Annotated in this window: 22 protein-coding genes and 1 pseudogene; 12 read left to right on the top strand and 11 right to left on the bottom strand. The window is 43.4% G+C overall.

Translation table 11 applies throughout. The features are described from left to right. Positions 1 to 208: hypothetical protein (locus GBH70_RS16980; RefSeq protein WP_216643884.1), on the bottom strand; the 208-nt coding region annotated here is incomplete at its 3' end. A gap of 219 nt (positions 209 to 427) precedes the next feature. Between GBH70_RS16980 and GBH70_RS11150 the strand changes: the two genes are divergently transcribed. The 3 genes from GBH70_RS11150 to pgmB all read left to right on the top strand — a co-directional run bounded on the left by GBH70_RS11150 (position 428) and on the right by pgmB (position 5,054). Then, positions 428 to 1,834, top strand: coding sequence for an SLC45 family MFS transporter (locus GBH70_RS11150; protein WP_151681114.1), 1,407 nt, complete (start codon positions 428 to 430; stop codon positions 1,832 to 1,834). 19 nt (positions 1,835 to 1,853) lie between these two features. Further along, a complete protein-coding gene (locus GBH70_RS11145; RefSeq protein WP_269467541.1) occupies positions 1,854 to 4,136 on the top strand; it encodes a glycoside hydrolase family 65 protein in 2,283 nt (760 codons plus the stop codon). A gap of 228 nt (positions 4,137 to 4,364) precedes the next feature. Then, positions 4,365 to 5,054, top strand: a complete 690-nt coding sequence (gene pgmB / locus GBH70_RS11140) for a beta-phosphoglucomutase (protein ID WP_013858479.1) — start codon at positions 4,365 to 4,367, stop codon at positions 5,052 to 5,054. Positions 5,055 to 5,286: 232 nt separating this feature from the next. Here the strand turns inward: pgmB and GBH70_RS11135 are convergent, their stop codons facing one another. From GBH70_RS11135 to GBH70_RS11110, 6 genes and pseudogenes are all read right to left on the bottom strand, one after another. After that, positions 5,287 to 6,267, bottom strand: coding sequence for an aldo/keto reductase (locus GBH70_RS11135; RefSeq protein ID WP_151681112.1), 981 nt, complete (start codon positions 6,265 to 6,267; stop codon positions 5,287 to 5,289). 148 nt (positions 6,268 to 6,415) lie between these two features. Continuing rightward, positions 6,416 to 7,156 (bottom strand): SDR family oxidoreductase, encoded by a 741-nt coding sequence (locus tag GBH70_RS11130; RefSeq protein WP_151681111.1) that lies wholly within the window; start codon positions 7,154 to 7,156, stop codon positions 6,416 to 6,418. A 108-nt stretch (positions 7,157 to 7,264) separates the two neighbouring features. Continuing rightward, positions 7,265 to 7,498: a cupin domain-containing protein gene (locus GBH70_RS17815; RefSeq protein WP_371862169.1), complete on the bottom strand. Its 234-nt coding sequence runs from the start codon at positions 7,496 to 7,498 to the stop codon at positions 7,265 to 7,267. Positions 7,499 to 7,520: 22 nt separating this feature from the next. Next, the gene (locus GBH70_RS11120) at positions 7,521 to 8,156 is read right to left on the bottom strand and encodes an SDR family oxidoreductase (protein WP_151681110.1); all 636 of its coding nucleotides are present in this window, start codon (positions 8,154 to 8,156) and stop codon (positions 7,521 to 7,523) included. 119 nt (positions 8,157 to 8,275) lie between these two features. Beyond that, positions 8,276 to 8,886, bottom strand: a pseudogene (locus GBH70_RS11115) (NAD(P)H-binding protein). 104 nt (positions 8,887 to 8,990) lie between these two features. Then, a complete protein-coding gene (locus tag GBH70_RS11110; protein WP_151681109.1) occupies positions 8,991 to 9,980 on the bottom strand; it encodes an aldo/keto reductase in 990 nt (329 codons plus the stop codon). Positions 9,981 to 10,143: 163 nt separating this feature from the next. On the opposite strand from GBH70_RS11110, the gene GBH70_RS11105 reads away from it, so the two are divergent. Further along, on the top strand, positions 10,144 to 10,689 hold the full coding sequence (locus tag GBH70_RS11105) for a TetR/AcrR family transcriptional regulator (RefSeq protein ID WP_151681108.1): 546 nt from the start codon (positions 10,144 to 10,146) through the stop codon (positions 10,687 to 10,689). A 106-nt stretch (positions 10,690 to 10,795) separates the two neighbouring features. Here the strand turns inward: GBH70_RS11105 and GBH70_RS11100 are convergent, their stop codons facing one another. After that, positions 10,796 to 11,203 (bottom strand): MerR family transcriptional regulator, encoded by a 408-nt coding sequence (locus tag GBH70_RS11100; RefSeq protein WP_151681107.1) that lies wholly within the window; start codon positions 11,201 to 11,203, stop codon positions 10,796 to 10,798. Between the two features lie 134 nt (positions 11,204 to 11,337). Between GBH70_RS11100 and GBH70_RS11095 the strand changes: the two genes are divergently transcribed. From GBH70_RS11095 to GBH70_RS11075, 5 genes are all read left to right on the top strand, one after another. After that, positions 11,338 to 12,189 (top strand): aldo/keto reductase, encoded by an 852-nt coding sequence (locus tag GBH70_RS11095; protein ID WP_151681106.1) that lies wholly within the window; start codon positions 11,338 to 11,340, stop codon positions 12,187 to 12,189. Positions 12,190 to 12,468: 279 nt separating this feature from the next. Next, positions 12,469 to 13,077: a TetR/AcrR family transcriptional regulator gene (locus GBH70_RS11090; RefSeq protein ID WP_151681105.1), complete on the top strand. Its 609-nt coding sequence runs from the start codon at positions 12,469 to 12,471 to the stop codon at positions 13,075 to 13,077. Positions 13,078 to 13,097: 20 nt separating this feature from the next. Continuing rightward, the gene (locus tag GBH70_RS11085) at positions 13,098 to 13,979 is read left to right on the top strand and encodes an ABC transporter ATP-binding protein (protein ID WP_151681104.1); all 882 of its coding nucleotides are present in this window, start codon (positions 13,098 to 13,100) and stop codon (positions 13,977 to 13,979) included. A gap of 5 nt (positions 13,980 to 13,984) precedes the next feature. Next, positions 13,985 to 14,788 (top strand): ABC transporter permease subunit, encoded by an 804-nt coding sequence (locus GBH70_RS11080; RefSeq protein WP_151681103.1) that lies wholly within the window; start codon positions 13,985 to 13,987, stop codon positions 14,786 to 14,788. A gap of 27 nt (positions 14,789 to 14,815) precedes the next feature. Further along, on the top strand, positions 14,816 to 15,610 hold the full coding sequence (locus tag GBH70_RS11075) for an ABC transporter permease subunit (protein ID WP_151681102.1): 795 nt from the start codon (positions 14,816 to 14,818) through the stop codon (positions 15,608 to 15,610). A gap of 147 nt (positions 15,611 to 15,757) precedes the next feature. Here the strand turns inward: GBH70_RS11075 and GBH70_RS16790 are convergent, their stop codons facing one another. Further along, positions 15,758 to 16,066, bottom strand: a complete 309-nt coding sequence (locus GBH70_RS16790; RefSeq protein WP_172967479.1) for a hypothetical protein — start codon at positions 16,064 to 16,066, stop codon at positions 15,758 to 15,760. A 211-nt stretch (positions 16,067 to 16,277) separates the two neighbouring features. Here GBH70_RS16790 and GBH70_RS11065 point away from each other — a divergent pair, with 211 nt between their 5' ends. The 3 genes from GBH70_RS11065 (at position 16,278) to GBH70_RS11050 (ending at position 18,704) form a co-directional block, all read left to right on the top strand. Further along, the gene (locus GBH70_RS11065) at positions 16,278 to 16,709 is read left to right on the top strand and encodes a MarR family winged helix-turn-helix transcriptional regulator (RefSeq protein WP_151681101.1); all 432 of its coding nucleotides are present in this window, start codon (positions 16,278 to 16,280) and stop codon (positions 16,707 to 16,709) included. Positions 16,710 to 16,728: 19 nt separating this feature from the next. Continuing rightward, positions 16,729 to 17,541: a class I SAM-dependent methyltransferase gene (locus GBH70_RS11060; RefSeq protein WP_151681100.1), complete on the top strand. Its 813-nt coding sequence runs from the start codon at positions 16,729 to 16,731 to the stop codon at positions 17,539 to 17,541. Positions 17,542 to 18,311: 770 nt separating this feature from the next. Then, the gene (locus GBH70_RS11050; RefSeq protein WP_216643883.1) at positions 18,312 to 18,704 is read left to right on the top strand and encodes a CBO0543 family protein; all 393 of its coding nucleotides are present in this window, start codon (positions 18,312 to 18,314) and stop codon (positions 18,702 to 18,704) included. Positions 18,705 to 19,219: 515 nt separating this feature from the next. On the opposite strand, the gene GBH70_RS11045 is transcribed toward GBH70_RS11050, so the two are convergent. Continuing rightward, positions 19,220 to 19,510, bottom strand: coding sequence for a pentapeptide repeat-containing protein (locus tag GBH70_RS11045; protein WP_151681098.1), 291 nt, complete (start codon positions 19,508 to 19,510; stop codon positions 19,220 to 19,222). Positions 19,511 to 19,534: 24 nt separating this feature from the next. Next, positions 19,535 to 20,518, bottom strand: a complete 984-nt coding sequence (locus GBH70_RS11040; protein ID WP_151681097.1) for an aldo/keto reductase — start codon at positions 20,516 to 20,518, stop codon at positions 19,535 to 19,537. Positions 20,519 to 20,550 lie beyond the last annotated feature (32 nt).

The following is a 20,550-nucleotide window of genomic DNA, read 5'->3' as shown; positions in this document are numbered from 1 at the left end:
CATATATAATAAAGATGTTCGATGCAGAAGACCCAAAATGATGAACATGTTCATTTTTTATTGCCTGTAATGCAATCGATTGCGCAATCCCCTGCCATGAGGTTTTAATAAGATTAAATCTATAACTACTAGCAGGAACTAAGAAATCTGGAAGAAAATTTGTTGGGGCTTCCAATAAATATGGAAAGCGATAGTACATTGGTGGCAAAAATGCAACCGGTTGCGCATTGAAAAGGGGGAATTACGATGAGGATTACCCAAAAATAAGGGAATAAAACTTATGCTGGAACGAACCAATATGGATCTTCAAAGTCTGTAATAAATATGGAAGGTGTCTCTGCGTTTACGGGGGAATGCAACCGGTTGTGAACGCAACCAGAAATATCCGGCCTGAGCGCAGGCTTTTAAATAGAATGGAGGAATGATCATGCGAGCAACGGTGAATACCGACGAAAAAAGTATTGGACGGGTAAAATCATCTGCAACTGTTAAAGACGGCAAGAAAATTGGCAGCCACCAATTGCCGGCGCTGCCAATCAGCACGATTTGGATGATTAGTTTTGGTTTTTTAGGTGTGCAAATGGCCTTTTCGCTGCAAAGTTCGAATATGGGGCGCATCTTTCAAACGATTGGCGCCGATCCGACAAAATTAGGTTTCTTCTTCATCCTGCCTCCGCTTGCTGGACTTGTTGTCCAGCCGTTGGTCGGTTATTTCTCTGACCGGACATGGATACCGAAACTGGGCCGCCGGATCCCTTATTTGTTGGTAGGGGCCGCTGTGGCTGTGATAGTTATGTGTTTGCTTCCGAATGCCGGAAGTTTTGGCTTTGGGTTCGGATCAATGACAGCGTTGACATTTGGAGCGGTGACTATCTTGTTTATGGATTTATCTTCCAATGTAGCCATGCAACCGTTTAAGATGATGGTCGGCGACATGGTAAATGAAGAACAAAAAGGTTTTGCTTATGCTGTCCAAAGTTTTCTCTCTAACAGCGGTGCAGTACTGGCCTGTATTTTTCCGTTTGTTTTAACGGCATTGGGCGTTTCAAACAGTGCTCCAAAAGGCGTGGTGCCGCAATCGGTTGTGGTCTCGTTTTACAGCGGAGCCGTTATTTTAATTGTGTGCAGCCTGTTTACGGTTTTTAAAGTCAAAGAATATTCCCCGGATGAGTATGCCGTTTATCATGGCATCCAAAATCAAGCACAAAAAGAAAAAATGGGCATGTTTCAATTGCTCCTCAATGCGCCGAAAGAGTTCTGGACGATTACTGTCGTACAATTTTTCTGCTGGATGGGTTTTCAATATTTGTGGACGTATGGAGCGGGGGCAGTGGCCAAAAACGCTTGGAATGCAGTGGATCCGTCAAGCACGGCCTATCAGGAAGCAGCCAACTGGTTCGGCGTTTTATCAGGCGTGTATTCCCTTGCCGCGGTATTTTGGTCTCTTGTGTTAACAAAGGTACCGAAAAATAAACAGAAACCGGCTTATGCGTTCAGCCTAGTGCTTGGCGGGGTTGGTTTCGGTTCAGTTTTCTTTATCCACAACCCGGGCACATTACTTGTTTCGTTTATCCTGATCGGCATTGCATGGGCTGCGATGATGGCATTCCCGTTCACGATTCTGACCAATGCATTATCAGGAGAGAATATGGGAACCTATCTCGGGTTGTTTAACGGCAGCATCTGTTTGCCACAAATTGTGGCTTCCTGCTTAAGTTTTGTGATATTCCCGGCGCTCGGGTCCTCTATGCCGGCGATGATTTTGTTGTCAGGCGTGCTGCTGGTTATTGGGGCGGCTTCTGTTTCGCTGATTAAAAAAACGCAAACAAAGTAAATTTTTATGGAAAAGGGGAATGAATATGAAACGTATTTTTGAAGTACAGCCATGGAATGTTGTCAGCCATGATTTTAACCGGGCAGAAAAAAGGCTGCAGGAATCCATGACCAGTTTAGGCAACGGCTATATGGGCATGCGCGGGTTTTTCGAGGAGAACTACAGCGGAGATACTTTGCCGGGCATTTATTTAGGCGGTGTATGGTTTCCGGACAGGACCCGTGTAGGGTGGTGGAAAATCGGTTATCCTGAATACTTCGGCAAGGTGATTAATGCCATCAATTTTATTAAAATCAATATTGCGTTAAACGGAGAATTTATTGATTTGGCTAAAGATGAGATTACCGGATTCGAACTGAATCTCGATATGAAAAACGCACGTCTTACCCGTTCTTTTACTGTGGAAAAGGGTACGGTAAAAGTTGTGGTTACCTTTGAACGTTTCTTGAGTGTTGCCCAAAAAGAATTGTCAGTCCAGCGGGTTCGCCTAAAAAATCTCGGATCAGATGATGTGGACGTTAAGATCATTTCAGCCATCGATGCGGACGTTAAAAATGAAGATGCAAACTACGGCGAACGCTTTTGGGAAGTATTGCAAACTGATCAAAAAGAACAATCCGGATCACTGGTTGCCATTACGAAAGCCAACCCGTTCGGAACCCCGCGCTTTACGGTCGGGGCGGAAATGCACCATCGGACAGCTTTGCAAGCGAAAGTAGCTGCACCGGCTCATGATAAAGAAGTTGTAAATGGATTTAGCGGTAAATTGGTAGCCGGTTCGGAAATCGATTTTGAAAAGCGCGTGATCGTGGTTACCTCTCGGGATTATCATACTCAAAATAATTTGGTTTCTGCGATGAACGCGATCAGCGAAAAAACTGACAATCTATCCTATGATGAATTATTCGATGCCCATCGTGCGATTTGGGCAGAGCGCTGGGAAAAGTCGGACGTCAAAATTGAAGGCGATGTTGCAGCACAGCAGGGGATCCGTTTTAACCTCTTCCAGATGTTTTCAACGTATTATGGTGAAGACGCCCGCCTTAACATTGGTCCGAAAGGATTTACAGGTGAAAAATACGGCGGTGCCACGTATTGGGATACTGAAGCTTTTGTCCTGCCGTTTTACTTGGGGGTGGCAGAACCAAAAATTTCCAAAAATCTGTTGAAGTACCGTTACCAGCAGCTCGATGGCGCTTATCATAATGCTAAAAAGCAAGGATTAAAGGGCGCTTTGTTCCCTATGGTCACTTTCGATGGCATTGAGTCCCACAATGAATGGGAAATTACGTTTGAAGAAATTCACCGGAACGGGGATATTGCCTTTGCCATTTATAACTACACCCGCTATACCGGAGACAAGTCCTATGTTTTAAACGAAGGCAGCAAAGTGTTGACAGAAATCTCCCGGTTCTGGGCTGACCGCGTGCATTTTTCCAAACGCAAACAAAAATATATGCTGCACGGCGTCACCGGTCCTGACGAATATGAGAATAATGTGGATAATAACTGGTATACCAACTACATGGCCCGATGGACTTTGGCATACACTTTGCAGGTCCTGGAGGAAGTTTCTCAGGAACAGGCAGCTGTTTTAAATGTGACAGAGGAAGAAAAACAGTTGTGGCAGGATATTGTAGACCGCATGTATCTTCCGGAAGATGAAGAACTCGGCATTTTTGTCCAGCATGACGGTTTCCTTGATAAAGATATTAAGCCTGTGAGCGAAATTCCGGCTGATGAATTGCCAATCAATCAGCACTGGTCATGGGATAAAATACTGCGTTCGGCGTATATCAAACAAGCGGATGTATTGCAAGGAATCTGGAATTTTATTGATGAATTTACACCGGAACAGAAAAAACGCAACTTTGATTTTTACGAACCTTTAACCGTGCATGAATCGAGCCTGTCTGCTTCTATCCATGCGATTCTGGCTTCCGATCTGCACGATGAAAACAAGGCGGTGGAAATGTATGAACGGACATCACGCCTTGACTTGGACAACTATAACAATGATACCGAAGACGGGCTGCATATCACTTCAATGACGGGGAGCTGGCTGGCTATTGTGCAGGGATTTGCCGGCATGCGTGTCCGGGATGGCAAGCTGCACTTTGCCCCGTTCCTGCCGAAAAAATGGGACAAATACCAATTCCGCCTGTTGTTCCGAGGCCGTCTGATTGAAGTAGGTGTGGATACAAATGGAGTGTCACTTGAATTGCTGGAAGGCGAACCCTTGACGGTCGGTTTGTATGGAAAAGACGTTGAACTGGTTGCACAATCTTCGGTTTTTGTTTAAATGATTCTCCTTTATGCGAAGATATCGGAGGCATTTTTCCAAAATATTTTCATCCTAAGGCTCGGTTAAATGTTATTGTTGATGGCCGCGGGAGACTCCTGCGGGATAAGCGGGCCAGGCTGGCCCCCTCTTGCTGAGGTATCGGGCAAGAATTGGCAAACGGGCGGATATCGCGGCCATCAACATTGTACACTAACGTAAAAATAGAAAAAGTCTGGGAGATTCCAAATGAGAAGTTTTCATGATATTAAAGGATTTGCTTTTGACCTTGATGGTGTATTGACGGATACCGCCCGTTTCCATGCACAGGCATGGAAGAAAACGGCAGAGGAAGTCGGCACGAAATGGACAGATGAACTGGCTGCGGGTTTAAAAGGAATCAGCCGGATGGATTCCCTGGAAATGATCCTGAAGGCCGGAAACTGTGAGCATTCTTATACACACGAACAGAAAGCACAATTGGCAGATGAAAAAAATGAGTATTATAAAAAGCTGATCGATACATTAACGCCGGAGGATATTTTGCCGGGAATGGCTGAATTTTTAATGGAGGTCAAGCATAAAGGGTACAAGCTTGCCGTCGCTTCGGCTTCCAAGAACGCACCCATCATTTTAGAGAGATTGGGCATCGCTGATATGTTTGATGCGGTTGTTGATCCGGCTGCTTTAAAATCCGGTAAGCCTGACCCTGAAATTTTTGTCCGCGCTGCAGAGTTGATGAATCTGCAACCTTGTGAAGTGATCGGCTTGGAAGACTCTATCGCGGGTATCAAGTCAATTAATGGTGCGGGGGAAGTATCGGTCGGGATCGGGGACAAAGATGAACTTTATGAAGCGGCTATCCACTTTGCCTCAACCGCGGAGGTCAGCCTTTCTGCCATTCAAGGTGATCCATATTTTTCTAGATCAAATTTGTAAAATATCCATTGTTCATCTAAGAAAAAGAAATGGATATTTTTTCAGAAAAGGGGCAGTCCCAAAGTCCTTTTTAAACAAGAAAACCCGTTGAGATATTAATTTTTCTCGACGGGTTTTTTCATTTAAAGCAAAATTTCCCCTGTGGAAACGGTCCTGAGAAACTATGTCACGACCGTTAGAGCAAAATTTCTGCTTAAAAGGGGCTTCTGGGACAGTCCCTTGGTAAATGCTATCAGTCCAATCCAAGAACAGGCTGCGGCACGTACGGCTCTTCCAAATATGCCACTTCTTTAGGGGTTAACTTGACCGAAAGTGCAGCGACCGCATCTTCGAGATTGGATACTTTCGTTGTGCCAACGATCGGGGAAGTGACCGGTTCTTTTTGCAGCACCCAGGCCAGCGCAATTTGGGCGCGGGGAACACCGTGTTTTTCTGCAATTTCCTTCACGCGCTCAACGATTACGCGGTCTGTATCGGCGTTCCGGTCATAGAATTTTTTCGCAGTGTCATCCAATTCGGAACGATGCGTTTTTTTATCCCAATCCCGCGTCAATCTTCCTTTGGCAAGCGGGCTCCACGGCATGACAGCGATTTTTTCTTCCTTGCAAAGCGGCAGCATTTCCCGCTCTTCTTCGCGATATAAAAGGTTGACCTGGTTCTGCATGGAGACAAACCGGGTCCAGCCATGTTTTTCCGCGACATGCAGCGCCTTCATGAACTGCCATGCATACATGGAAGAAGCGCCGATGTATCTTGCCTTCCCGGCCTTGACGACATCATGCAGAGCTTCCATCGTTTCTTCGATCGGGGTATTGTAGTCCCAGCGATGAATTTGGTATAAATCGACATAATCGGTTCCCAGCCGCTTCAAGCTTTTATCGATTTCACTCATAATGGACTTCCGGGAAAGTCCGGCACCATTCGGACCTTCATGCATACGGAAATACACTTTTGTGGCAATGACAATTTCATCGCGGTTGGCATAATCTTTGAGCGCCCGCCCGACGATTTCCTCGCTTGTTCCTTCCGAGTAAAAATTCGCCGTATCAAAAAAGTTGATTCCTAGATCAAGCGCTTTTTTAATGATCTTTCGGCTGTTTTCCTCATCCAATGTCCACCCCGGATATCCTCGGTCCGGTTCGCCAAAGCTCATGCAGCCAAGGCAAATCCTTGATACATCCATGCCGGTATTACCGAATTTCACATATTCCATTTGATTGGCCTCGCTTTCCAAAATGAATGTTCATACATTAATGGACATCTGTATATCATTATAAATCTCAACAGAGTGCTTACAATGGTTCATTGAAGTTCAATTGTATATTATTCATGAAGATTTCCATGCTTCAAAATGCCTCGGTTTACCGCTCTTGGCGTGTAGGGCGGATAATCATTTCATTAATGGCGGTATCTCCCGGCATTTCAATAGCAAACGCAATGGCGCGGGCAATTCTGTCCGCCGCGATGGCGCCTTTATAAATCTCATCAATGCCGGGTTTGAGATCCATATCTGTAATGGCACTTGGCAATTCCGTATCCACAGCCCCCGGCGAGATAATGGTGGTGCGGATATTGTTGGCATACTCTTCTTTCCGAAGGCCTTCTGAAATCGCGCGCACAGCAAATTTCGTTCCGGCATAGACTGTGCTGCCTGCCCCGACAAAATGGCCTGCCACAGAAGAAAGATTAATAATATGGCCGGATTTACGTTCCCTCATGGTTGGGAGTACAGCCGCAATGCCGTAAAGAACGCCTTTAATATTGACGTCGATCATCTTATCCCAATCTTCCACTTTTTTCTTGTATAAAAATGAATGCGGCATAACCCCGGCGTTATTGATTAATACATCGATTGTCCCGAATTTCTTCAATGCAAATGCAGCCAATTCTTCCACTTGTTCATACTTCGTTACATCTGTCACTTTGTAAACAGCCTGTCCGCCATTGCTTTGAATTTCTTCCTGCAGCTTTTTTAACCGGTCCTCGCGGCGGGCTGCCAGCACCAGCTTCGCGCCTTTCACTGCCAGTTCTTTTGCTGTCGCTTCCCCGATTCCGCTTGAAGCACCTGTAATAATAACTACTTTATCTTGAATATTCGACATCTTCACATCTCCCCTTTAATTTAATGGTTATATGCTTCATCCGTTACGGGTTCCAGCCACTCGGTGTCCCCGTTTTGGACATTTTGTACTGATCGCGATATGCGTAAACTAGCTGTCCGGTGCAGCGCCGTGCCAATGTTTTACACCTGGTGCAATCTTGACGACATCCCCGGTATGAAGTTCGCGGGCCGGTTTGCCTTCTTCCTGATAATAACCTCTGCCGCCCGTTACAAGCAGAATCGTGATCAGCCAAGGAGCTGTTCTTTGGCTGATGATAAAAAAGTAAGCCAGTAAGACGGTCCCAAATACGCCCCACCGGTAGCCGCTTTCCTGTTTCTTCATGTTCGTGATCCTCCGGCGATTTTTAGTAAAAAGCCGGTTTGTCGCCATCCGTATTTGGTTTATTGATGCCGACACTGTGGCGGACTTCCAATCCCGGTGTTACGGCTAATTTCACCACAAAAGCGGCAATGCTTTTTCGGGAAATTTCTGTTCCTTTGAACGGCTCGCCTTTTTGTGTAATTTCATAATCCACTTCGTCTTTATTTGTGAACCAGGCTCCCCTGATAATGGTGTAATCAAGATCGGATGCTTCTATGATATCGGCCGCTTTTCGGAATTCAAAAAGGTTGCTGCCGCACATTCTTTTATTCCATTCCCCGAACTTGCCCGGCACTTCGTCATAAATGCCTAAAGCATTAATCGCGATGAGTCTTTTTACACTTGTTTTTTCCATCGCTGCCACAATATTTTTGGTTGCTCTTACAATATCTGAGCCTATGTTAGAATAAACGACATCCTGCCCGGCCATCGCTTCTTTCAGTTTTTCAAGATCATTGACATCCCCTTCAATGATACGTTCCCGTTCCGGATTAACCATTTTCAGCCTGTGTGCATTGCGCAAATAAAGCGTCAGCTTCACGTCGGTTTCTTTCAGGAAAAGATCCCTTGCAAGACGTGAAATCCGGCCGTTTGCGCCCAAAATTAAAACATTCGTCATATAAGCCCTTCTTTTGTTTGTTTTTTTTGAAATGAACATTTATATAAAATTAAACATCTGTTCATAATTATAAGCAGAATTGGTATGCTTACAATTGTTAAATAACCGTAATTTGTATATTAATGAACAATCCATATAAAATTGTATATTTTTATTGGATAATCAAAGTTGCCGCATGCATTAAACCCAAAGTTATGAATTTGGTTTACTAACCCCAGGCTTTGGCGGACCCCCAATTCCGGGTTTAAAGCCAATTTCACAACCATGTCTGCAACACTTTTACGCGACACATCATGCCCTTTAAATGGCTCACCTTTTCGGGTAATTTCATAGCCGATTTCATCTTTGCTGGTAAACCATCCCGGCTTTAAAATTGTATAGTCGAGGTCTGAGGCTTCAATGATCTCGGCTGACGTTCGTATGGATCCAAGATACTGCTGTACCGCTCTCCTGGGACTTCACCATAAATTCCCATCGAACTGATCCAAATAAGACGTTTCAGGCCGGTCGTATCCATTGCTTTGACAACAGTTTTTGCCATTTGTTCCAATCTGCCGGCAAGATTGGCATAAACCACATCTTGCCCAATCATGGCTTCTTTTCGTTTTTCAATATCCAACACATCGCCTTCGATAATGCGGACGCGGTTAGGCTCAAGATGCTGCAGCCTCTTTGCGTTGCGCAAATAAAGCGTCAGCTGTGCATCAGTTTCGTTGAGGAATAATTCAATCGCATGGCGGGCAATGGACCCGTTTGCGCCAAGAATTAATACATTCGTAAAAGGTATGACCCCTTTTCACTTGTTCTAGAGTAGAGTAAAAACTGTGCCATTTATTATTTACCCGTCCGGTTTGCATAATCCGAACCTGCCTGATAGCGGTCCCCCGAAATTTTGATTTTTGAAAGCACATCGTTCAGATCCTTCAGTTCTTCAGGCGTCAGCTCAACGTCTGCGGCGCCCAAATTTTCTTCAAGGCGTTCCAGTTTGCGCGTGCCCGGAATCGGGACAATCCACGGTTTTTGGGCAAGCACCCATGCGAGCGCAATTTGGGCCGACGTTGCGTTTTTGCTTGCTGCAACCTTTTTGATGAGGTCAACCAAAACCTGGTTGGCTTCAATGTTCTCCGGTTGGAAGCGGGGGACGATGCTGCGGAAGTCAGACTCCGCGAATGTGGCATTTTTATGAATTGTTCCGGTAAGGAAGCCTTTTCCGAGCGGGCTGAACGGTACAAAGCCGATCCCTAGTTCCTCAAGTGCAGGGAGCAGTTCTTCTTCAGGGCTTCTCCACATCATGGAGTATTCGCTTTGGACGGCAGTGACCGGCTGAACCGCATGTGCGCGGCGGATCGTTTCCACTCCTGCTTCAGAAAGCCCCCAATTCCGGATCTTTCCTTCTTTAATGAGATCTTGAATGACGCCGGCCACTTCCTCGATCGGCACGTCCGGGTCAACGCGATGCTGATAGTACAGGTCAATCGTTTCAACCTGAAGCCGTTTGAGCGAGCCTTCGACGGACTTTCTGATGGTCTCCGGTTTGCTGTCAAGTACCTGCTTGCCATCTTTCATTTGGATGCCGAATTTGGTGGCAATGACGACTTTTCCCTTGTAAGGAGCAAGTGCTTCGCCCACCAGTTCTTCATTGATATACGGGCCGTATACTTCGGCGGTATCAAAGAAAGTCACCCCGCGGTCAATCGCTGCATGGATCAGCGAAATCATTTCTTTCTTATCTGCTGCCGGACCATATCCATGGCTCATACCCATGCAGCCAAGGCCGATTGTCGAAACTTCGAGCCCGCTTTTTCCTAATGTACGTTTTTGCATAATGGATCACCCTTTCAGGAGAAAGTTGAACATTGATATATTATTAAACATTTGTTTATAATTATAAACAGAAATAAGAGGTATACAATTGTTAATTGAGCTTAAATTGTTTATTAATGAACAAATCCATAAAAATTGTTCATAAAGCAGGGTGAATGTTTAGATGCCGAAAGTCGACAGGAGAATAATCAAATCACAGGAAGCGATTAAAAAAGCGTTGATTGAACTGATGGCTGAAAAAGGTTTTGATGCCGTGACCATACAGGATATTGCAGACAGGGCGGATGTCAGCCGGGGCACCGTTTATCTTCATTACGTAGATAAGTATGATCTGCTCGATAAGTTGATCGAAGAGCATATTCACGAAATGAAAAGAATCTGTGAAACGACAGCTGAAATGGAGTATGATGAAGCGAATCTGCCATGGTTCGAATACATTGAAAGCCATTATCAATTCTTTTCAACGATGATGGCGAGCAAAGGGGCGCGCCATTTCCGCACCCGTTTCCATGAGTTTTTGATGGAAGAGTTCAAGGATGAAGTGAATGTAAAAGAAGGAAAAAACCAGGGATTAAACGAAGATGTCATTCTACAATTCATTGTATCGTCATATGTAGGGATCGTGGAATGGTGGATTACGAATGGGATGCCTTATCCGCCGGAAGTGATGGCGCAGCAAATCGGGATTTTACTGGAGCGGAATTTGTAAACCCGGCAGATTTAAAAAAATGTTATATAAGCAGAGAAAACCCCGCCGGGAAAAATTGTGTTTGTCGGCGGGGCTTGGGGGATAGCCCTTTTCTATGAATGTATCATCATCTTTCCATTTTTTCCCATTTCCCGGGATTCGTGTCATCCGGTATCACATGATTGATAATATCAAGGTAATGCTTCGCTTTTTCTTCCATATATTCAGCTGTTCGTTTCGCTTCTTCTAGCCGTTGCAGCGCAATTTCTTTTTGTTTCAGGATGATTTCATAGCGTTCTTCAATCGTAGCATCGCCTTCCAAACACAAATCTACATAAGTTTTGATGTCTTTCACGGACATTCCGCATTGTTTTAAATATTTTACGCCTGTAAGCCAATTGATGGATTCATCATCGAAAAGGCGGTTATTGTTTTTGTCCCGTTGTACGCTTGGGACCAAGCCCTTATCTGTATAATATCGGATAGTATGTTCAGTCAATTCAAGCAGCTGGGCCACTTCTTTCACTGTATACATGGCAATCCCTCCCCTTGAAAAAATTTTTCTGAATCACTTGACTTCGTGTTGCTCGAAGGTGCTAGGCTAATACTAGCACACGGATGTTAAAGTTGCAAAATGCGTCATCACATTAAAAGACAGGAGGATTTCAAATGCAAAAAGTCACTTTAAACAATGGCGTTGAAATGCCGATTCTTGGTTTCGGGGTTTATCAAATTGAGGATGCAGATCAATGTGAACAAGCCGTTTATGACGCCTTGATGACGGGTTACCGCCTGATTGACACGGCTGCCGCTTATATGAATGAAGAAGCGGTCGGCAGAGCCATTAAACGGAGCGGTGTGCCGAGGAAGGAATTGTTTGTTACGACAAAACTTTGGATTCAGGATGCCGGTTATGAGAGCGCCAAGAAAGCATTTGCGAAATCTCTGGAAAAACTGCAATTAGATTATTTGGATTTGTATTTGATCCACCAGCCGTTTAATGATTATTACGGCGCCTGGCGTGCGATGGAGGAATTGTACCGGGAAGGGAAAATCCGGGCAATCGGCGTCAGCAACTTCCAGATGGACCGCCTTGTCGATTTGATCTCCCATAACGAAGTTGTCCCTGCTGTGAACCAGATCGAGACCCATCCTTTCTGCCAGCAAATCGAGAGCGAGAAAGTGATGAAAGAGTACAATGTTCAGATCGAGTCATGGGGGCCTTTTGCTGAAGGTAGAAATAACATGTTCCAAAATGAAGTTCTGGTTTCACTGGCTGAAAAACATAACAAATCCGTTGCCCAGGTGATATTGCGCTGGTTAACACAAAGAGGCGTCGTTGCGATTCCAAAGTCTGTCCACAAGGAAAGAATCATTGAGAACTTCAATATCTTTGACTTTGAATTGGACAAAGAGGATATGGAAAAGATTGCTGCATTGGATACGAAGCAAAGCGTCTTCTTTTCACATCGCGATCCTGAGATTGTTAAATGGCTTACGAACGTGAAATATGATCTTTAAGCGGGCCGACTGTTTTTTAGCGGATATTCCTGATGCCATGCTGATTTGCCCTGCCTCCGGTTGCTGACAGCAGGGTAAGAGCATTTTGCCCTGCCTTTCCAGGTTATCGAGCGCCCTTCGTGTTTCTTCCATTGGTGTGTTTTCATCAAAGTTGTAGACAATAAACAAAACAACCAAAATGGATTCAATATTTTTGTCTGTATTTTATTGACCGATTCGGTTTATGGATCTATAATAACATAAACCGAATCGGTCAATTTATTTATTCGAGGTGGTTTGATGGAGAAATTTTTGAGTTTGCCCGAAGAAAAGCAAAACAAAATTGTGGATGCCGCACTTACCGCTTTTGGAAAGAACGGATATAAAAAAACATCGGTGAGCGACATTGCTGCTGAAGCCGGCATTTCAAAGCCGATGATCTTTCATTACTTTGGCACCAAAAAAGACTTATACCTTTATTTAATCCGGTTGTGTGGGGACACAATAATGAAAGGAATTAATGAAAAATTTGACCCGGGCGTCACTGATTTCTTTGACAGGATTAAGCTTGCGGGTGACATAAAATTGCAGGTGATCAAAAAGCACCCTGCTATTTTATCTTTTTTAACAAGTATGTTTTTTGAAAAGGATGAAGAAGTAAGACCTGATATTAATGCCTTTCTGGGCGATAAAGAAATTGAAAGCTTCCGCAATAAGGTTGCGATTGACGGGATTGATGCTTCTAAATTTAAAGACGGTGTGGATCCAAATAAAGTCTTGAAAATGCTGGTTTGGATGTCTGAAGGTTGGTTCAATCATTTTCAAACGTTGGAAAATCCGAATATCGAAGCTTCATACGAAGAATTGATGGACTGTATGGAACTGCTTAAAAATGCTTTTTATAAATAAAAGTTCAGGGGGAACCACGCATGAATGTAATTGAAATCAAGAATCTTACGAAACAGTATGGCAGGTCTAGGGGGATCATTGATGTGAATTTAAATGTTGAACAGGGCGAGATTTTCGGTTTCATTGGCCCGAATGGCGCGGGAAAATCGACAACAATCCGGACATTGCTTGGTCTGATTCATCCCACAAGCGGTCAGGCAACGATCTTCGGCAAAAGTTGTTTCGAACATCCAGAAGTCAGAAAAGAATTGGGCTATCTCCCTTCAGAAGTATTTTACTACGACAGCATGAGAGTGATTGACCTGCTCAAATACTCAGCCAGTTTTTATAAAAAAGACTGCACAAAACGGATTCATGAACTTGCGGAAATCATGGACCTTAATCTGAAAAAGAAAATTAATGATCTTTCATTTGGCAATAAGAAAAAAGTCGGGATTGTACAGGGTCTGCTGCACGAACCGAAACTCATCATCCTTGATGAACCGACAAGTGGGCTTGACCCGCTCATGCAGCAGAAGTTTTTTGAACTCATCAGGGAAGAGAACAAAAAAGGTGCAACGGTGTTCTTTTCCTCGCACATTCTGACCGAAGTCCAGAAATTATGCGACCGGGTTGCCTTTATCAAAGAAGGGCGGATTATTAAACTGGAGAAAATCAGCACGCTGCAGGAGAACAACTACAAGAGAATCAGCATTGAAGTGAAATCAAAGATTCCGCAAGAGATCCAGCATGTGGATGGTGTGAGTGACTTTAAAGTGAAGGGGAATGCCGTAAACTTCATCTACAGGGGTAATATGAACGCCATGATCAAAATCATTGCAGAAATGGATCTCGCCAATATTTCCATCGGAGAACCGGACCTTGAAGAAATTTTCATGCATTACTATGAAAAGGAGAATTGAGCGATATGAATATGTATTGGCATGAACTCAAGTCTCTAAGAAAATCAACCATTCTATGGGCATGCGCCATCATTGCACTGGCTGCGCTATTTCTTTCCGTTTATCCCGGGGTGGCAAAAGATGCGGAGGATTTTAAAAAATTACTGACCGGGTATCCGCCGGCGATAAGAGCCATGCTCGGCGTAAATCTGGACTATTTTTCATCTATATTGGGGTTTTATTCGATGGTTTTTTCCTTTATTTTGTTGTGCGGCGCGATCCAAGGTATGCATGTCGGAATTTCGATTTTGTCGAAAGAATCACGGGAGCGGACAGCAGATTTTTTGCTTGTCAAACCCGTTTCACGTCCGGCCATTGTCAGCGCCAAACTTTTGGCCTCGATCACGATGCTTCTGGTTACGGATATCGTATTTTATGCAGCTTTATCCATCCTGGTCCGGCTTGTAAATACAGGAAGTTATGATGAGAAAACTTTCTTTTTGATCAATTTAACCCTATTATTTATGCAGCTTATCTTTTTTGCAATCGGGATGTTCATATCGGTGTTCTTCAATAAACTCCGGTCGGCACTTCCCATTTCACTTGGTGTTGTTTTCGGGTTTTATATTATCGGAGTGCTGATTTCGACCGGGAAAAACGAGAAACTCGTCCGCTATCTGTCGCCTTTCAATTACTTTAATACGGCTTATATCATAAATCATACAGCGTATGAGTTTTCATATCTCATTACAGGGGCGGCCATTTTTCTGATTGCAATCGCAGCTAGCTACGTTATTTATACCAAAAAGGATATCCATGCGGTAAACTGAAACGCATGCATGAGGAGGAGCCTGACAATGAATATTTTTTTAATGGAAATGAAGGCAACCCTGAAAGCATTGCTCATCTGGAGTATTTGTATGTTTCTCGGGATTCTCAGTGGAATGACCAAGTATACGACTTATTCTTCCGGAGGGGCCGCAAGCGAAGCTTTAAACAAGCTACCGCATTCCATGAAGGCGCTATTTGGGATGTCGTCCTTTGATGTGACATCGATGGGCGGTTTCTACGCATTCCTTTTTCTGTATATTGAACTCGCGGCTGCGGTCCATGCTGTGCTGCTGGGAAGCGGTATTATTGCAAAAGAAGAGCGTGATAAAACGACGGAGTTCCTGATGGTAAAGCCGGTATCAAGAAACACCGTTATCACCGCAAAGCTTTTTGCCGCGCTGGTGAATGTAATCATCATCAATCTTGTTACCTTAGTTTCCTCGATCCTATTGGTTTCAGCTTATAATAAGGGAAAAGATATTACGGGAGAAATCGTCCTGTTTCTTTTGAGTATGTTGATCATCCAGCTGGTATTTCTAACGCTTGGAGCGATGCTTTCGGCTGTGATGAAAAATCCAAAAGCTTCAGGATCAATTGCTGCTGCAATCTTGTTTGGCTCGTTCGTGATCAATGAAATCACAAATTTGGCCGATCACCTTGACGCGTTAAATATTCTTTCTCCCTTTAAATATTTTCCTTATCAAGATATTGTGAACGGGGACGGCCTAAATGTCATTGAGGTGGTACTTACGCTTCTTCTCGTTGCTGCTTTTTCTGTATCGACCTATTTCTTTTACCAGAAACGGGATTTAAATATATGAATAGCACAAATTTCACATCCCTTTAGCAATGATCATCAGCAAAAAAGGGGGTATCCCTGGTCTATTTACCGACTTTTGCGGCACCCCTTTTTTCTTTTATGACCCACCCGGATCTCATCTAGTTCTTTTTTTCGATTTGTTAATCGCTCATACCTTGAAATATGGGCTTTTACCCTTGCCACCAGTCCATTCGGATTGAACTGGCCTACCCGTTCCGAATCCAGACTTGTAGCCGGCTCGTTCCGCTGTCAATTCCGATTTTACGATCACCCCGTCCGCATCTGTATTCAGGACAAGATCATCCGCCTTTAAATTCCGGATTGAAGAACTGTCACCAAACGCCAGCCCGTTCGCCAAACCGGTAACGAAAAACACCAAAAATATGGCAATCATAATGAGGATGATCAAAGTGTATCGAAGTTTTGAATGCTTGAATTCTTTCAATGCCAAAAACATGTTTACCTTCCTTGTTTTTTGAGACCATCCGGGAACCATCCCGATTTCCATCTCTTTCGTTGACGACACCATCTTAACAGGAAGATCTTAACGCGCTCTTATCCACTTCTTAAATAGATTTGGTAAATATAAATTTACATTTTATTAAAATATATATTGATTTTAACCACATTTAGTAATAATATTATTACTAATAGAAGAGGTGAAGGGCATGATTGAAGAAATTGCAAATGAATACATTGCTTTAATTCCAAATGTATTCCGCAGTTTCAGCGAATTAAACATGGATGCGACAGAATTATCGCATATGCAGAACCATGTCATTGAATTTATGTACATGCAAAAAAAGCCTTTGAATCTAAAAGACATCAGCACCGGGCTGGGGATTGCAAAGCAACAGCTGACAAAAATCATAAAGGATTTAGAAATGGACGGTTATCTCGTGAAAGAGTCTGATCCGGGGGATAAACGTGCCGTATTGGTTTCATTAACGCAAAAAGGCAGGGAAATCCAAGATAAGAAATGGTTAAAGGTATACGAAAACTTCAGCAATCATTTGGCGAAGCTAAGTGACGAGGAGAAGCTCGATTTAAAATTTGCACTCCATAAAACGAATGTATTGTTAAAAAAGATAGGGGATTGAAGAGAAGGAAAAAATACCCATGGCTGACAAAAATCACAAAATTCATTTACATGAAGAAAAAGAAACGTTGCTAATTACTTTGTATGCAAAAGCTTTGGACAACCGATTAAAACACCCGATTTTACATGATCAAAAAGCAGAAGAAATATTGGGCATGATTGACTATGATTTTGAAAAGCTAAAGGATTTTGGCAATGAGATCATGGTCGCCAGGGCGAAACAATTTGATGTATGGCTGCAAAAATTCCTTAAAACCAATCCAAATGCAACGGTATTGAATCTTGGCTGCGGGTTGGATACAAGAATTTCAAGGATTCACCCGCCATCAACTGTCCGCTGGTTTGACATCGATTATCCGGAAGTGATTGAAATCCGCAAAAAATTCTTTTCCAATCAACCCGGATATGAAATGGTTCCGTCTTCCGTTACCGATCCGGGTTGGTTGGAAAACATTCCGGACAATAATCCTGTGATGATTATTGCGGAAGGGATGCTGGAGTATCTTACAGAAACGGAAGTCAAAACCTTGCTGAACCGGCTGACAGATCACTTCTCCAATGGGCAAATTGCGTTTGATGTGATGAATACATTTGCGGTACATGCCGGAAAGAAAAACTTACATGAAACAACAGGTGCCGAACATAAATGGGCAGTTGACCATATTGGGGATTCCGATAAACTCAATCCTGACATGAAAAGAATGGCGAATGTCTCTGTCATGGGGACAAAGTACATCCGCAAGCTTCCTCTGAAATCCCGCCTGCTTTTTCGTTTCATGTATTTCATTCCGAATTTCAGAAATATGATGCGCCTGCTTTTGTATAAATTTTGAAGCTCATGCTATATCTAAATCGGGTTTATACAGAAAAACTCGCCAATCTCATTGAATGGCGAGTTCGCCTTGCTTTTTTACGCGGGATCCTAAAACCTTATAAAACATCCTTCCTCGTACCGATCACGCCATGCACGGGGATAAAGACGTCATAACCAGCGCATTAATAGCCCTCCAATGCCGCCAATCTCTTTTCCCCGACAAGAGCCACCTTTTCCAGGGTTAAAACTTGTTCACGAAGAGCTTCCACGCCTTCGCCCATTATCCGGAACGGGCGGCGCCTTTCTCTCGTTGGAAGCGCTTTGATACATCCTTGTTTTTTTTTAACTGCGCGATCGCACCATACAATGTCCCCGGTTCCATGGGGTTCCGCTAAATGTCCTGATGTCTTCCATCATGGCATATCCAAGCTTTGGACCGTCTGCCAGGCCCGGAAGTAAAGGTATAATGCATCAGAAAAACGGACTAATTCATTTTTTTCATTAGAGTGCCTCCACCATGATTCAGTTATACTTCGTAAGTACAACGGGAATAATAAATACCCGGTTTCTAAAGTCAATATTTTTCTTAAAGAAGTCCCGACAGCGCTAAAGGTTCTGCCAAAAAAATAACCGGTTCGCCGCTTTAAACGTTTTTCTCAGTATGGTTCGGCTGCCTAGTGGAAACCATTAGAAGTAAACAATCATGGAGGCTGAAATATGTCTAATCATTTACTGACTTATTCATTTCTGATTTTATCATTCCTGCTGTTCAATATTGGAGCTTACTTTGTGCCGAAAAGAATCAGCAAAATTGAAGTGCATGCGACCGGATTATTTTATATGATTATCGAGCTTTTATTGGAATTATTTCTAATAAAAAAATTAGATTGGTATGGTTATTTTCATGCGCCTATTCAATGGATGCAACTTTTCGTGATCTTTGGAATGTATGGGGCAGGCGTTTTGATCATTAATGCCTACCCTTTTCACAAAGGTTTCATGTCAAAAGCTTTTTATTATGTTTATATGACGGCCTTCTGGACGTTTTATGAATGGTTGGCTGTTAAGGCCGGTATGCTGAATTACCATCATTGGAAAATCCTTTATTCCGCCATTGTTTACCCTTTCCTTTTTTATTTGGGAATAGCACATATTTACCTCATCAGGCGTCTGCTAAAATAACGCTATTGCTTGTAACCATTTTAGGCTCCCATTTCTTAAAGGGTATGGGAAGATTTGTAAATTTCCGGCTGTAAAAGGACAAGAGGGGGATGATTCATTCGAATTTGAGGTGCTTGGAAAAGAATGAAGCCAATGAAGTAACAGATACACGTTGGGAGCCTAGACAAATGGAAAAACCATGGTTGGAGAAATTGTAGGCGTATAAAAAAGCGATTACAAGACTCTTTAGGGAGATGCAGGTGGGTAATATTGGCCGCTTATAATTTACAATAAAGAAGATTACTTTTGCGGAATCGGGATATTAATTTTTACCATTATGGGGAATATACCGACTATTTGAAAGCTTGACTTCTCAGGCGGATACAAATCATAAATCAGAAATTTAAGAAGCAATCACCTTTTCTAAAACCAAAGGCATAAAAAAACACCGAAATTTCGGTGCTCAGGTTTTTCCATCTAAATTCATTTAAGCATTTTTATATCTCTAGCCATAGTGCTTTTAATGCTTGTCGATTTTAAATCAATGTAACATTTTTCAAATTTGCTTTATATCCCTTTAAAAGCGCATATGTTAATTTATCCATCTTCGCCCCATCAAAAACAGCTTTTTTTACATCAGTTTTGAAGGAAACATTGTAGAATGTCGCATTTCTAAATGAGGTTCCCTTTAATCCGGTATGTTTAAAAATGGTTCCTCTGAAAATTTGATTACCAAAACACACTCCAGATAAATCTGAGCTGTTGAAATTGGTATGATCCATGATGCAGCCATTAAAGCTGGATCCCTTTAAATCAGATTTTATCATCTTTTCCCTTTTAATAAGTATTGCTTATCTCCATTTCCCGGTTAGTACCTCTGTCCGGTCTGTTGCCGGGGCAGGGGTGCGTGACAAACCGGAAATTTCGGTATACATTTCCGGAGTCATGTTAAAATCGGCAGCTGCTAATGAATCTTCCAATTGGCTTACATGACGCGCGCCGATGATCGGGGCTGTCACAGCGGGATTCGCCATGACCCAGGCAACCGCTAATGTTGCAGGTTTCACATCATGTTCCTGTGCATAGCGGGTGAACTTTTCAGCCGTCACAAAATCTTCTTCGGCGCCGTAACGGTCACGGTAGCGGGCATCTTCTATAATCCGGCCGTGTTCAGGACGTTTGTTGACCCCGTATTTACCGGTTAATAAACCGGCGCCAAGCGGGCTGTACGTAATGACGCCTATTTGTTCAGACCTGGCCATCGGCAATATTTCCACTTCAGCCTGGCGTTTTACAAGATTATACATCGGCTGGATCAGTTCAAAGCGCGCCAGCTGTTCTTTTGCGGAAATCCCTAATGCCTTGCTGATTTGCCAGGCCGCCCAGTTGCTGACAGCGGGATAGAGAATTTTGCCCTGCCGTTGCAGGTCATCAAGTGCCCTTAGTGTTTCTTCCATTGGCGTGTTCTCATCAAAATCATGGACAAAATAAAAATCAATATAATCCGTTTTTAAGCGTTTCAGGCTGGCTTCAACCCCTTGTATGATGTGGCGCCGGGATAAGCCCTGTGCATTCACATCGGCACCTGTCGGCCAAAACACTTTCGTCGTCAGCACGATCTGGTCGCGTTCATGCGCGATGCATTCTCCTAAAATTTCCTCGGCGCGCCCCCCGTTGTAAACATCGGCTGTATCGAAGAAGTTGATGCCGGCTTCCCGGCATCGTTGATACATGGCTTTTGATGTTTCTTCATCTGCGTTTCCGCCGAAAGACATCGTGCCGAAACATAAATTTGAAACTTTAATGCCTGTTTTTCCTACTGTGCGGTATTCCATTATAAATCCTCCCGATTGTCAGTAAATTGTAT

Origin of the sequence: Weizmannia acidilactici (assembly GCF_008974225.1) — a bacterium.
Lineage (GTDB): Bacteria > Bacillota > Bacilli > Bacillales > Bacillaceae_C > Weizmannia > Weizmannia acidilactici.
Note: the sequence above shows the minus strand (reverse complement) of the source record. Positions and strands in the feature narration are given on the sequence as shown.

Excerpts from the sequence above, each read along its gene's own strand:
- GBH70_RS11150 (WP_151681114.1), top strand. The coding sequence starts at position 428 with ATGCGAGCAACGGTGAATACCGACGAAAAAAGTATTGGACGGGTAAAA.
- GBH70_RS11145 (WP_269467541.1), top strand. The coding sequence starts at position 1,854 with ATGAATATGAAACGTATTTTTGAAGTACAGCCATGGAATGTTGTCAGC.
- pgmB (WP_013858479.1), top strand. The coding sequence starts at position 4,365 with ATGAGAAGTTTTCATGATATTAAAGGATTTGCTTTTGACCTTGATGGT.
- GBH70_RS11135 (WP_151681112.1), bottom strand. The coding sequence starts at position 6,267 with ATGGAATATGTGAAATTCGGTAATACCGGCATGGATGTATCAAGGATT.
- GBH70_RS11130 (WP_151681111.1), bottom strand. The coding sequence starts at position 7,156 with ATGTCGAATATTCAAGATAAAGTAGTTATTATTACAGGTGCTTCAAGC.
- GBH70_RS17815 (WP_371862169.1), bottom strand. The coding sequence starts at position 7,498 with ATGAAGAAACAGGAAAGCGGCTACCGGTGGGGCGTATTTGGGACCGTC.
- GBH70_RS11120 (WP_151681110.1), bottom strand. The coding sequence starts at position 8,156 with ATGACGAATGTTTTAATTTTGGGCGCAAACGGCCGGATTTCACGTCTT.
- GBH70_RS11110 (WP_151681109.1), bottom strand. The coding sequence starts at position 9,980 with ATGCAAAAACGTACATTAGGAAAAAGCGGGCTCGAAGTTTCGACAATC.
- GBH70_RS11105 (WP_151681108.1), top strand. The coding sequence starts at position 10,144 with ATGCCGAAAGTCGACAGGAGAATAATCAAATCACAGGAAGCGATTAAA.
- GBH70_RS11100 (WP_151681107.1), bottom strand. The coding sequence starts at position 11,203 with ATGTATACAGTGAAAGAAGTGGCCCAGCTGCTTGAATTGACTGAACAT.
- GBH70_RS11095 (WP_151681106.1), top strand. The coding sequence starts at position 11,338 with ATGCAAAAAGTCACTTTAAACAATGGCGTTGAAATGCCGATTCTTGGT.
- GBH70_RS11090 (WP_151681105.1), top strand. The coding sequence starts at position 12,469 with ATGGAGAAATTTTTGAGTTTGCCCGAAGAAAAGCAAAACAAAATTGTG.
- GBH70_RS11085 (WP_151681104.1), top strand. The coding sequence starts at position 13,098 with ATGAATGTAATTGAAATCAAGAATCTTACGAAACAGTATGGCAGGTCT.
- GBH70_RS11080 (WP_151681103.1), top strand. The coding sequence starts at position 13,985 with ATGAATATGTATTGGCATGAACTCAAGTCTCTAAGAAAATCAACCATT.
- GBH70_RS11075 (WP_151681102.1), top strand. The coding sequence starts at position 14,816 with ATGAATATTTTTTTAATGGAAATGAAGGCAACCCTGAAAGCATTGCTC.
- GBH70_RS16790 (WP_172967479.1), bottom strand. The coding sequence starts at position 16,066 with ATGTTTTTGGCATTGAAAGAATTCAAGCATTCAAAACTTCGATACACT.
- GBH70_RS11065 (WP_151681101.1), top strand. The coding sequence starts at position 16,278 with ATGATTGAAGAAATTGCAAATGAATACATTGCTTTAATTCCAAATGTA.
- GBH70_RS11060 (WP_151681100.1), top strand. The coding sequence starts at position 16,729 with ATGGCTGACAAAAATCACAAAATTCATTTACATGAAGAAAAAGAAACG.
- GBH70_RS11045 (WP_151681098.1), bottom strand. The coding sequence starts at position 19,510 with ATGATAAAATCTGATTTAAAGGGATCCAGCTTTAATGGCTGCATCATG.
- GBH70_RS11040 (WP_151681097.1), bottom strand. The coding sequence starts at position 20,518 with ATGGAATACCGCACAGTAGGAAAAACAGGCATTAAAGTTTCAAATTTA.